This is a genomic window from Gardnerella sp. KA01000, assembly GCF_049244035.1.
Classification (GTDB): Bacteria; Actinomycetota; Actinomycetes; order Actinomycetales; family Bifidobacteriaceae; genus Bifidobacterium; species Bifidobacterium leopoldii.
Genome location: NZ_CP058367.1, coordinates 800,269 through 813,399 on the forward strand (window position 1 = coordinate 800,269; position 13,131 = coordinate 813,399).

General features: G+C 41.4%; 9 protein-coding genes and 1 other RNA gene. 1 reads left to right on the forward strand and 9 read right to left on the reverse strand.

Translation table 11 applies throughout. The annotated features are described in order from the left end of the window. Positions 1–81 precede the first annotated feature (81 nt). Together secA and hpf are read right to left on the reverse strand one after the other, a co-directional pair. Entirely contained in the window at positions 82–2,877 is a 2,796-nt protein-coding gene (secA, locus tag HXT58_RS02990) for a preprotein translocase subunit SecA (RefSeq protein WP_004106800.1), read from the reverse strand. 188 nt (positions 2,878–3,065) lie between these two features. Then, on the reverse strand, positions 3,066–3,737 hold the full coding sequence (gene hpf, locus HXT58_RS02995; protein WP_004106803.1) for a ribosome hibernation-promoting factor, HPF/YfiA family: 672 nt from the start codon (positions 3,735–3,737) through the stop codon (positions 3,066–3,068). A gap of 211 nt (positions 3,738–3,948) precedes the next feature. Here hpf and rnpB point away from each other — a divergent pair. Further along, positions 3,949–4,322: RNase P RNA component class A (rnpB, locus tag HXT58_RS03000), an RNA gene on the forward strand. A gap of 20 nt (positions 4,323–4,342) precedes the next feature. Here the strand turns inward: rnpB and HXT58_RS03005 are convergent. The 7 genes from HXT58_RS03005 to tyrS form a co-directional block, all read right to left on the reverse strand. Further along, the gene (locus HXT58_RS03005; RefSeq protein ID WP_101886023.1) at positions 4,343–5,023 is read right to left on the reverse strand and encodes an HAD family hydrolase; all 681 of its coding nucleotides are present in this window, start codon (positions 5,021–5,023) and stop codon (positions 4,343–4,345) included. Beyond that, the gene (recN, locus tag HXT58_RS03010) at positions 5,007–6,800 is read right to left on the reverse strand and encodes a DNA repair protein RecN (protein WP_421775602.1); all 1,794 of its coding nucleotides are present in this window, start codon (positions 6,798–6,800) and stop codon (positions 5,007–5,009) included. The genes HXT58_RS03005 and recN overlap by 17 nt, the downstream gene beginning before the upstream one ends. A gap of 54 nt (positions 6,801–6,854) precedes the next feature. After that, positions 6,855–7,778, reverse strand: a complete 924-nt coding sequence (locus HXT58_RS03015) for an NAD kinase (RefSeq protein WP_112928631.1) — start codon at positions 7,776–7,778, stop codon at positions 6,855–6,857. 97 nt (positions 7,779–7,875) lie between these two features. Beyond that, a complete protein-coding gene (locus tag HXT58_RS03020; protein ID WP_004119418.1) occupies positions 7,876–8,679 on the reverse strand; it encodes a TlyA family RNA methyltransferase in 804 nt (267 codons plus the stop codon). Next, a complete protein-coding gene (locus tag HXT58_RS03025) occupies positions 8,676–9,776 on the reverse strand; it encodes an HAD-IIA family hydrolase (RefSeq protein WP_415688482.1) in 1,101 nt (366 codons plus the stop codon). The genes HXT58_RS03020 and HXT58_RS03025 overlap by 4 nt, the downstream gene beginning before the upstream one ends. A 145-nt stretch (positions 9,777–9,921) precedes the next feature. After that, positions 9,922–11,529, reverse strand: a complete 1,608-nt coding sequence (locus HXT58_RS03030; RefSeq protein WP_415688481.1) for a hypothetical protein — start codon at positions 11,527–11,529, stop codon at positions 9,922–9,924. Positions 11,530–11,683: 154 nt separating this feature from the next. Next, complete coding sequence (gene tyrS, locus HXT58_RS03035) at positions 11,684–13,003, reverse strand: tyrosine--tRNA ligase (protein WP_004119411.1); 1,320 nt, start codon at positions 13,001–13,003, stop codon at positions 11,684–11,686. Positions 13,004–13,131 lie beyond the last annotated feature (128 nt).

Consider the following 13,131-nt stretch of genomic DNA (forward strand, 5'->3'; position numbering starts at 1 on the left):
AATCAATCGAATATAATAAAAGGCGGCATGATTTTGATCACACCGCCTTTTATTTATATTTTACTTTAGTAAGCTTTCAAGTCACTCAGCTTCATTTTCAGCTTCGTTTTGACCATGGCAAAGCTTGTACTTACGACCAGAACCACATGGGCATTCGTCATTCTTATTTGTTCCTGGGAATGTACGTCCATCAGACCATGGAGTCTTCCATTCTTCATTCTTTGGTCGCATGGTTAATGGAACATCGCCTTCAGCATGGCTCAAAGGTGCAGGACCAACAATACCAGCAGCTTGATCTTCAGCATCTACCTCAGACGAAGCTTGCGCAACATCTTCATCAAGCTCATCGTCAGAAGAAATATCTTCAGTAGAAGCAATCTGATTGACATCAATGTGGAATAGAAGCTGAATGCTTTCTTCCTTAATTGCCTCAATCATCGAATTGTACATCTGGTAGCCTTCACGCTGATATTCAACGAGCGGATCACGCTGACCCATACCACGCAGACCAATACCATCCTTCAAATAATCCATCTCATAAAGATGTTCACGCCACTTGCGATCGAGAACAGAAAGAACAACGCGACGTTCAATTTGACGAAGTGGATCAGCACCGAGACGATCTTCGACGAGAGAGTAAACCTTTACTACACTGTCGACGATCAAATCACGCAAAGCAGAAACAGCTTTTTCGCCCTTGAGATTGATAATAGTTTCACGTACCTGATCCCAATCAAGAAGTACAGGCATTACAGAGTTAAGAGCATCTTTTAAGCCGTCCAAATCCCAATTCTTTGGCTTATCAGAACCGTTCATTGCGCCACGCACATAGCTTTCTACGGTGTCACTGATGAACTTCAAGATGTCCTCGTGAATATCTTCACCCTTAAGAACCATCTGACGCTCTGCATAAATCACAGTACGCTGCTTATTCATAACATCGTCATACTTCAAAACGTTCTTACGCATTTCAAAGTTACGAGCTTCAACAGTCTTCTGTGCGGTGCGTACACCGTTAGAAACGTACTTAGACTCAATTGGTTCGCCTTCTGGCAATCCCTTAGCCATAACACGAGCAACAAGCTGAGTGTTGAACAGGCGCATCAAATCATCTTCCAAGCTCAAGTAGAAGCGAGATTCGCCAGGATCGCCCTGACGACCAGATCGACCTCGAAGCTGGTTATCAATACGACGAGATTCGTGACGCTCAGTGCCAAGAACATACAAGCCACCAAGCTTCTTAACTTCTTCATGCTCGTCTTTAACTTGCTCTTTAACTTCAGCTAAAACGCCTGGCCAACGCTTCTCATATTCTTCAGGAGTATCGTCTGGAGAATAACCATCAGCCTTCAACTTTGCATCAGCCAAGAATTCAACATTGCCACCAAGCATAATATCAGTACCACGACCTGCCATGTTAGTAGCAACAGTTACAGCACCCTTACGACCAGCAACAGCAACAACAGCAGCTTCCTTAGCATTCTGCTTAGCATTCAAAACCTGGTGAGGAATGCGAGCAACGTCAAGGAGTGAAGAAAGAATCTCAGAAGATTCAACAGAAGCTGTACCAAGCAACACAGGCTGTCCTTTAGCATGGCGTTCAGCAACATCGCGCACGATAGCAGTAAGCTTTTCTTTCTTTGTGCGGAAGATCAAATCGTCCTTATCTTTACGAATTACTGGACGATTGGAAGGAATTGGAAGAACACCAAGCTTGTAAGTTCCCATGAACTCTGCAGCTTCAGTCTCAGCAGTACCAGTCATACCAGCAAGCTTGTCGTACATGCGGAAATAGTTTTGCAAAGTAATAGTAGCAAAAGTCTGATTTTCTGCCTTAACTTCCACATTTTCTTTAGCTTCAATTGCTTGATGCAAGCCCTCGCTATAACGACGACCTGGAAGAACACGACCAGTATGCTCATCGACAATCAAAACTTCGCCGTTGGTGACAACATAGTCACGATCTAGAAGGAAAAGCTCCTTAGCTTTCAAAGCGTTATTCAAATAACCAATAAGAGCTGTATTGCTTGGCTCATAAAGGTTATCGATGCCCAAGTAATCCTCAATTTTTGCAATGCCAGGATCAAGAATACCTGCGGTTTTTTTCTTTTCGTCAATCTCGTAATCAACATCGCGAGTAAGCTTCAAAACAAGTTTTGCAAATTCACGATACCAATGAGTTACATCACCTTCAGCAGGACCTGAAATAATAAGTGGCGTACGAGCTTCATCGATAAGAATGGAATCAACCTCATCGACAATTGCATAGTGATGACCGCGTTGCACAAGTTCGCTCTTTTCCCACGCCATATTATCGCGCAAGTAATCGAAGCCAAACTCATTATTTGTACCGTAAGTAATATCAGCATTGTATTGCTTACGACGCTCAGGTGGCTGCTGGTCGGTAATAATGCAGCCAACGCTCATGCCAAGGAATCTATAAATACGACCCATAAGTTCGCTTTGATAGCTAGCAAGGTAATCGTTGACTGTGACAACGTGCACGCCTTTGCCTTCCAAAGCATTCAGATAGCTTGGCAAAGTAGCGACCAACGTTTTACCTTCACCGGTTTTCATTTCTGCAATATTGCCCCAATGCAATGCAGCACCACCCATAAGCTGCACATCGAAATGACGCTGGCCAAGCGTACGCTTTGAAACCTCTCGCACAGTAGCGAAGGCTTCAGGCATCAAATCATCAAGCTTTGCACCATTGTCTAAACGCTGCTTGAATTTAGCAGTTTGACCCTTCAATTCTTCATCGGAAAGCGCGGAAATTTCATCTTCCAACGCATTCACAGCCTTGGCTACGTTCTCAAGGCGCTTCAATTGACGGCCTTCACCCATACGCAAGGCTTTATCGACGATATCTACCACGTTTTGCTCCCTTAGGTCATGTCTATGACGACGGCCTAGCCAACATAGACGTAAACTGTGCCTATATTACGCGACGGCTACGATTTTTGTAAGTTAGCGAGTCTGATTTCTACATAAAAATGCCCGCCCAACATTGTGCTAGACGGGCACGCGCACTTATTCGCGCACTTTAGACATGTTTTTAACCATTACTTTTGCTTAGCAACATTTTCAGGTGTATCAATTTCAAACACGCCATAGCTCCAACCATGTCTGCGATATACTACAGATGGTCTCATAGTTTCTTTGTTTACAAACAGGAAGAAATCATGTCCAATAAGCTCCATCTCATACAAAGCCTCATCTATGCTCATAGGCTCTGCAATATGTAGCTTACGACGAATCACAATAGGAGTGTCGCCAACACTTACTTCCACAGATTCACCAGGACCTAAATCGGAAGCAACAGCAGCATCTGCGCTATTAACCTCATTTTCTTCTGGCTCTTCAACGGTAGTTTCAATCTCAGGTTCTACAGCACCCATATCTACAGGAGTCATTTCCGTATATCCACGGCGATGATCCTTACGACGATCGCGAGTACGACGCAAACGAAGCGTCAACTTATCAAGCGCCATATCTAATGCGCTAAATTGATCAGTGCTAGAAGCTTCTGCGCGAATCACAGTGCTTCCTGCAACAACAGTGATTTCAACTCGCTTTGCTGTGTCAGCCTGCCTTGGATTGCCTTCATGAGTCAACACGATTTGCACGCGCTGCGCATCAGGCGCAATGGCGGTCACACGATTCATCTTACTTTCTACAACGTCACGGAACCTTTGATTAATCTGCGTATGACGACCAGTAATGACGATTTCCATGCGAAACCTCCCCATATAGACTCGAACCTTAAGCTCGATTTGTACAACCCGACTGCCACGATGCCGTCGGTTCTTCTATTATATCTGCTAAATCCATACAAACCTAGCAATTTATTAAATTAAAATAAAAAAATTAACGTTTATTACGGAATTTCTTATAAAATAACGAATTTTTTACGATATTAATATTATCTGCTATAATTAGGAAGGTTGAGGTTTCACGATGGCCGCGGTCACAATGTTCATTCGGAGTGACTGAGGAACTTCCGGGCTCCACAGAGCACAATGGCGGATAACGTCCGCCCAGGGCGACCTGAGAGATAGCGCAACAGAGAATAGACCGCCTGAACGTTTCGTTCGGGTAAGGGTGAAACGGCGGCGTAAGAGACCACCGGGCTTCTGGCAACAGTAAGCCGCATGGCAAGCCTCATTGGGAGCAAGGTCAAGCAGAAGACGCTTTAGAGCTGCTCGCTCAAGTCTTCGGGTAGACTGCTAGAGTTTGGCGGTAACGTCAAATCGAGATGGATGGCCATCCGCATGCACTTGTGTATGCGACAAAACCCGGGGTATGTGAAACCTCATCAACTCAACCAAATAGCATATTTTCAACTTATATCGCTGATTTTTGGAGCGAAAGAAAAATCAGAGAATACTGCTAAACACTTATTAAACGACGAATCTAAATCAATTTTTACGTTTGAATTATCAACTACTCCGCATGTTTGCATACCAGCTTGCTGAGCTGAACATAAAGCTGTAGCAGAATCTTCAAAAACTATGCATTCAGCTGGATCTGCTTTAAGCTGATTAGCAATATCGGTATAAGTTTTAGGACTATGCTTACCTTTTTCAGATAAATCTTCTCCAAAATGAAGAAAATCAAAACAATCAAAAATACCAACTCTTTTTAAAGCTGGAATACACAAGCGTTTAGAAAGAGTTGTGGCAAGAAAAAGCTTTACACCATTAGAATGCAAATAATGCACATATTCATACGCGCCTTTTCTTAGCGGAAGATGATTAGCATAAGCGTCAAAAGCCATATCTGACCACTCCTTCATCAAAGCTTCAGGAGAATCAGTGAACCCGTAATTTTTAATAACATATTCTGCAATTTGTCTAGGATTCATTGTTGCAGTTGTACTAGCAAAGATTGAGGGAACGCTCATACCACGTTTCGCAAAACTTACTCGATCAATATCATCCCAAACGCTTAAAGAATCAAGTAATGTGCCGTCAAAATCAAAAATCGCTGCAACAATAGACGAATTATTTTGTAAATCCATCAATGATCTTCCTACTTGCATTCAATAGTTCACGAGCATGTTCTAGTGAAGTTTTTGATTCACTTCCATCAAGCATCCTAGCAATCTCTTGTTCACGCATCAAATCATTAAGCTCAATAACAGAAGTATTTGCAACTTTAGCAAAAGAGCTATTCTCGCTATTATCGCCATTTTCAACAAGATTTTTTTGTACTGCAAATTGTACATCTGCAAAAGAAGCAACCTGAGCTAAATGAGTAACAACAATAACTTGAGCATGTTTAGAAAGTTGAGCCAAACGTTTACCTAGCTCTACTGCCGCAACACCACCAACACCAGAATCTACTTCGTCGAAAATAAATGTCATATTTTCTTCGTCGCAATCTGTCAACTTCGCAATAACAAGCTCAATTGCAAGCATAAGCCTACTTAATTCACCACCAGAAGCACTTTTGCTCATCGGCAAATCTGAAGAAGCAGGAAATGGTCGGAACAAAAACTCTACATCATCACATCCGTTAGCATCAAGCGGAATAGAACCAGATAAATCTTCGCAACGCTTATTTACACTGATAATTAATTGAGCACCTGGCATGGCCAAAGAGTTTAATTCTTCACTAACTAAAGTGCCAAAATCATGAGCTGCATTTAAACGAGTTTTATATAATTCTTCAGCAAGTTTAAGAGCATCATCATATCGTTGAGCACATTTAGCACGCGCTTTGGCAATAGCTTCAGGAGAATCATCTAAATCTTCAAGTTCAAACTGAGCTTTTTCGGACCAATCAAGTACATCATCTAATGTTGGGCCCCACCTACGAGTTAAATCAGTAAGATCATGAATACGAGAATTTAAATCATCTAAATCTTTTTCACTTACATCGATATCCAACTGTTGAGCAAGCTGCATTACGATATCGTCAAGTTGAGCATGAATATCGTCAAGTTGATTTGCAATAGAATTGAAAGAATCATCTACACGAATATTTCGTAATGCTTGAGAAGCTTTATCTACAAGGAAACAAGCATCTTCAGATGATTCTGAAGCACCACAATCTATTTGACTGGAATCAAGGGATGCGAGCGCAATGCTCACTGCTTTGACAATTTGAGCAGAATTCTCAATTCTTTCTCTTTTTGCGCGCAATTCTTTATCTTCATTAGGGAGAGGATTCACATCTCGTATTCGCGCTAATGATTCTCTAAGGTAATCTGCACGTTGCCGTGAAGAAGACGCTTGATTTTCTAGTCGGTTACATGTTTCTTTAGCATCTTTCCACGCTTGATACGCACATGCGTATTGCTTAAGTAATTCACTATTTTTAGATACAGTATCAAGCAATTCGCATTGTTTTGAATTTGTTGCTATGCGTAATTGGTCACTTTGTCCATGAATCACTATCAATCGAGAACATACTTGTTCAAGAACTGTTTTTGGTACTGCGAAACCAGAAATTGTTGCTCTTGAACGACCTTCTTGTGGTACTGTTCTAGAAACATACATATCTGATTTATTTTCGTCATTTTCTGAAGGCTCTAATTCAATACCGGATTTGCCAACAGCATCTACTAATTCACTTGTTTTAGGAATACTAAATATGCCTTGGACCCACGCTTCTTTAGCATTTGGAGAAATCCTTGCAACTTCTGCTTTGGATCCAGAAATAAGCTTGATAGCACTTAAAAGCATTGACTTTCCGGCACCTGTTTCGCCCGTAATAGCTGTCATGTGAGACGAAGGAGTAATAAGCGCATGTGAAATTGGCCCAAGATTACGTATTTCTAACTCTTCAAGCACGCTGTACCTCGTTTTATAAATGCTATATTTAATATTATTTTCTACTTAAATAATTCATTTTAAAGAATTATTATTGTGCTCACGCCATCCAACTATTGGCAAATCAAATTTTGTAACTAAACGCTTCGTAAAAGGAGCGCCAGAAAGTCTAGCTAATAATAGCTCATCTTTTGATTGACGAACTTGAATCCTTGATCCCTGAGGGAGCGCACGCTGTCTTCTACCGTCGCAACAAATCCAACCTCCAGAAGACGATTCATTAAGAATGTCAATAGTAAAAGTAGAACCGGCACCAATAATTAGAGGACGCGCAAAAAGAGCATGAGCAGCTAATGGCACTAATTGCAATGCTTCTACATTTGGCCACATAATTGATCCACCTGCTGAAAATGCGTAAGCTGTAGAACCAGTAGGAGTTGAAACTATTACACCATCGCAACCAAAAGATGACATTTCAACATCGTCTACTCGTATTGAAAGTTCTACCATTCGACCTCTGTCTTCGCGATCAAGAGTTATATCGTTCAACGCCCAATCACTTAAAGGCTCGCTTTCGCCAGGAAGCCACACATCTACATGAGCTTCCATTCTCCTGTCAATAGTGTAATCCTTGTTTGCAATCCTACGAATAGCATCATTAATTTGAAAACTTTCAAATTCTGCCAAAAAACCAACATGGCCAAGATTTATGCCGATAATTGGAACAGTAGTACAATGCACTAACTCAGCAGCCTGAAGCATGGTGCCATCTCCCCCTAGCACCACAACTATTTCTGTATTTTCGTCAACTATACGAGTAGTTTTTTTAGCAAAATCAGACACAGAAGCACTGTTGAATACGTCAACAACGAATCCAGCTTTAATAAGTTGAGTCTTGACTTGATTTACCACATTACTGTGAACATCAATCCTAGCGTGAGTAACTACAAGAGCACGACGAGCCGCCGAAGCGGAATTAGTATCGAAATGTTCCTGCATATACAGCCCCTTCGTACTGTTTAAACACAACTACTACTATTGTAATTGTTAGGATACATATTGAAAAATGTTAAACATTCAATGATTAACTTATTTCTTATTTCTCGTAACGCGCATAAAGAAGATACTCCGTATTGCCATGTGTTCCTTCAATAGGAGATTCACAAGAGGAGATAACCTTTAGACCGTTTTGATTTGCACAACTTTTTATTGTTTCTAAAGCTTTAATTTTTAAAGTTTCGTCAGTTACTATTCCACCTTTTCCAAGGTTTCCTTTTCCTACTTCAAATTGCGGCTTAACTAAAAGCACAATATCTGCATGCAATTGAGCTATTCTAGAAATTACTGGAATAACAAGCGTTAGAGAAATAAAAGAAACGTCAGAAACTATAAGATTTGGCTTATATGGCAAGTTTTCTTCGTACACATTTCGAATATTTACACCGCTCATTTCAATTACATGTGAATTGTTAGCTATTTTTGGATGCAATTGACCATGACCAACATCTAAAGCTATTACAGAATGAACGCCTCTTTGCAAAAGAACGTCGCAAAAACCGCCCGTTGATGCACCTATATCTAGAGCTTTAGTTGATTTGGAAGTAGTTAAACCATTTTTAGAAAACGCTTCGAAAGCACCTTCTAACTTAAGCGCTCCGCGAGAAACGTATCTAATACAAGATTGCGTATTTTTTGATTCATCGATTGTTATTGCATGTGAATTGTTTACTAAAAATGAGGATTTTGTAATATTTCGATTGTCAACACTCACTACGCCAGCATGAATTAAACGCTGAGCAGTTGTCCTACTTTCTGCTAAACCACGACTAACCAAAGCACAATCTAAACGTTGTGAAATATTGTTATTTGAAAGTTTACTTAAATCCTCATTCACAGTCATAAGGAAAACTCCGGAAGAGTATAATTTTCCATATTTTCACCGCAATCTTGCAAACTCCATGCCAGCGCACAAGCAGCTCTCAAAGCATTGCAATCGTTGGTGTTATTAACTTCAATAATATTATTATTCACAACTCTTGCTATAGCATCTTCACAAGTAAAAGTAGTACCGTTAACGCGTTCAGGAGCATTATGAGATTCGTTTAATCCTCGCAAGTCTTTAGAAACAAAACTTGGACGCAAATGTTTTGGTGCAAGCATAAGCATGCAAGGATCTGTAACTCCAGTAAGAACAAGCAGAGAAGCATAGCCTCCTCTTGTCCCAGCCTCAATATCAGTATCTAAACGATCTCCAACTGCTAATGAATGCTCAATACTAATTACAGGATTCCCATACTCGTCTTTTTCAGTGTATTCTTCACATTCAGAATCATCATGCTTAGCATTAGCAGCAACCAAAAACCTTGCTTCATCATACATTGCAGATTCTGGTTTTCCAGCAGACGAAATAGGCTCCACACCCGTAGCATTAATAACAGCTTGAATCATGGAACCGCATCCAGGAGCAATACCATGCTCTCTTGGAATAGTTAAGTCGCGGTTAGTAACGAAATATTTTGCACCATGCTCAACAGCGAAAGAAACTTCCGCCATTTCTTGCCAAGTCATTTGAGGATACCAGCCTTGAATAACAGCTTTAGGGTTATCTTCGCACGAATCTACTAGTTGTAATCCTACGCGTTGCACTTCTTGACGCAAATGTTCAGCGCCGAGAACAAGAACTTTAGATCCTTTCTCAACATTGCGAGCTACCATTCTTGCTGCAACAACAGAAGACGTTATAATCTGCCATGGTTCTACTTTTAAGCCAAAACTTTCCAGTTGTTTTGCAACAACAGATTGGAAACGCGAAGAATTATTAGTTGTGTATTCAATTGCCATTCCATTTTTTTGCGCAAACAAAATGGAATCAGACGCATATTCAACAGCATTTCCACCACGATATACAACACCATCTAAATCAAGCAGTGCTAGACGAAATGCATCGCTTAACGGACGATTACATGAAGAAAAATTCTTTTTCGTTTCAACTTGCATACTATACCTCATTTAAGTTTGCTAAACACTGCACTTAATTTAGATTCAAATTTTATTAAGCCTATTTTATAAATATCAACTCTTAAAGCAGCAAGTGCCCGGCTTACTTAAAAGCAGCCGGGCGCAAATATTCAAATGTTACGAACTACTCTTCGTCAGCGTGAACAGCACTCATCTCGATAGTATCCGTATTATCCGCATTCTCAGAGTTACTTGTCTCTTCTGAGTCTTCTAAATCTTCAGAATCTTCAGTTACTTCAGATTCTTCATCAGATTCTTCATCAGGAGCAAATTGAGCATCATCTTCACTCATGCCAATTTCATCCATCATGTCATCATTCAAATGCTCTAAATCATAGTCGATAACAATATCATCAGGATTTATATCTTCGTCATCAACATCTGCATACTGTTGCTCAAGCTTATCAAGCAAAGACTCTAATTCAATTGCTTCGTCACTACGACCGGCTTCTTCCAAGAAGTATTGTTCTGCTTGAACTGCACGCATACGATACTCCCCAGGAAGACCCTTTGAACGACCCATTGCATGAACCAATTCAATAGCCTTATCAGCATGACCAGTATCAGCCAAAACGCCTGCATAAACGAGGAACATTTCGGCTTTTACTTCTCCTCTTAAGGTTTTTGCTTCATCTGACATGCAAATTTCTAAAGCCTTATCTAGATTTCCCATACCGCGCTCGCAATCGGCAATAAATGGCAAATAATCAAGGTAGCCATTCATTCGCATTGCAGTGCGGAATTCCTTAGAAGCAAGCTTGTAATCGCCCTGACGATAGGCCACAAAAGCTAAAGTTTCGCGAGCAAAATCAATACGAGAAGCTTGCTTAGCAGCCCACTTTGCATGTTCTAATGCAAGTTCAGGATTTTCTTCTTGCAAAGTATAGGCTGCAAGAATATGAAGACCAATATTTTCAGCATGCTCTTTTGAAAGACCGCGCAAACGCTCGCGATCTTCTTTAGAAAGCATTGCCCATTCCAAACCTTTTGGCATCTTAGGCTCACCAGGGCGGCGTGCTGTATAAGGATTTTGAGATGGATAAGAAACAGTTCCGTCAGAATTGCGGCGTGGACCATCTTCAAAGCGGAAGTTACTACGCGAATTTGTGCGACGGTCATCTATACGATTGTCACGACGATCAAAACGACGCTCATTATCTCTGCGCTCATCGCGACGATCGTCTCTGCGATCATCACGGAAGCCACCCTTAGAGCCTTTATGGAAATCTTTATGGAAATCGCCATTGCGATGGTTCTCACGACGATTATCCCTGCGATCGTCACGATGGTTAAAACGATGCTCACCATCAAACTTCTTGTAGCGTGGGTTGCCACCTTCTTCACCAGAATGTTCAAAATCTCTAGAGCGACGATCATCTATACGATCAAAATGACGGTTACGATCAAAGCGACGATCATTATCGCGATTCTCTGAGCGGAATCCGTCCTTCTTAAAACCATTCTTCTTAAAACCACCGCGACGGTCATCTTTACGATCGTCATGACGGTTAAAACGATGATCACCATCACGCTTTACGCCAGAGCGGAAGCTCTCTTCACGGTCATCATCATTACGGCGGAAACCACCCTTCTTAAAACCGCCTTTATGGAAACCATCTTTATGGAAACCGCCGCGACGCTCGCTACTTTTACTACCATTGCGATGACCAAATCCGCCACGTTCACCAAAAGATTTCTTACCACTCCGCGAGTGTTCGCGTTCTTCGCCCATTCTGGCATACCTCTCATCTATGTGCAATTTTATTACAAAATCACATTTTAATTATATTCATAAAACAACTAAACATCTGCTGTAAGCAAGCTATAGCATACATCAAGCAGCAAGCTTACAACAGATGTATTTTTTAATAAATCACAAACATTTATTAAGCGCGCTCTACGGCACCGATAGCTTTCTTGCCGCGGCGAAGCAAAGCGAAACGACCGTGCAAGAAAGAGCCCTCACTTAACACATCGTCGACACCACTTACACGTTCATTATTTAGATACAAACCGCCTGCTTCAATAGCGCGACGAGCTTCGGAAACAGTGCGGAATAGACCTGCGGCAACTGCAGCCTCAACAACACGATCTGCAACTTTAGCCTTAGCGAAATCTAAACTACCGTCTTCAGCCTTAACCTTAACGCCATCTAGAGCAGCTTCAAGAGTCTGCTCATCAATATTGCAAAGATCACCACGTCCAAACAAAGCGGAAGAAGCTTCAATAGCCTGGTTCGTTAAATCTTCACCGTGAACGAAACTTGTAACTTCCCACGCAAGCACGCGCTGAGCTTCACGACTTCCAGGATCATCCTGAATTTGCTGAGCCAAACGCTCAATTTCATCTTTTGGCAAGAAAGTGAACACTTTAAGCAACTTAACAACTTCATCATCAGGCTGATTGAACCAGAACTGGTAGAAGCGATAAGGACTAAGCATAGAAGGATCAAGCCACATGGCGTTACCTTCTGACTTACCAAACTTACGACCTTGATTATCTGTAATAATTGGGCTAGTAAACACATTTACGGATGCGCCACGAACCTTACGAATCAAATCCATGCCGGAAGTGAGATTACCCCACTGATCCGAACCACCAAGTTGCAAAGTTACGTTGTAATTATCAAACAAGTACAAGAAGTCGTTGCCTTGCAAAACTTGATAGCTAAACTCAGCAAAAGAAATACCTTCATCGGAATTTAAGCGACGAGCAACAATATCCTTAGAAAGCATTGTGCCAACACGGAAATTCTTACCAACATCACGCAAGAAGTCGATAGCAGACATCTTAGAAACCCAGTCGTAATTGCTGACAAAACGAACAGGATTTTCACCATCAAGAGGCAAAATTCTGCCAATCTGCTTACGCAAACGTTCAGCCCAGCCAGCCACAATATCTTTAGAATTAAGAGTGCGTTCTCCGCTTTGACGAGGGTCACCAATCAAACCAGTGGCACCACCAACTAAAGCAATAGGATGGTGACCTGCAGCCTGCAAGTGGCGCATATTAATGAGCTGCACAAGATTACCAATATGCAATGAAGCAGCAGTAGGATCGTAACCGCAATAATACGTTAATGGTTCTCCGTCAAGCGCTTGAGCAAGTTGCTGCTCATCAGTAGATTGTGAAATTAATCCACGCCACTTAAGCTCTTCAAACAAAGAAGCAAAACCTGCTTCCTTGTAGTTCCTGACCTGAGCCATTCGTATCTCCTTAATACAGAATACCGATAAATATCGGGCGCTTTGCGCGTCCACAAGCCTTTCAATTTTTGCAGCACATGACGACACGCATAATAAAAAGTGCCAAATATCATAACGTACGATACTTG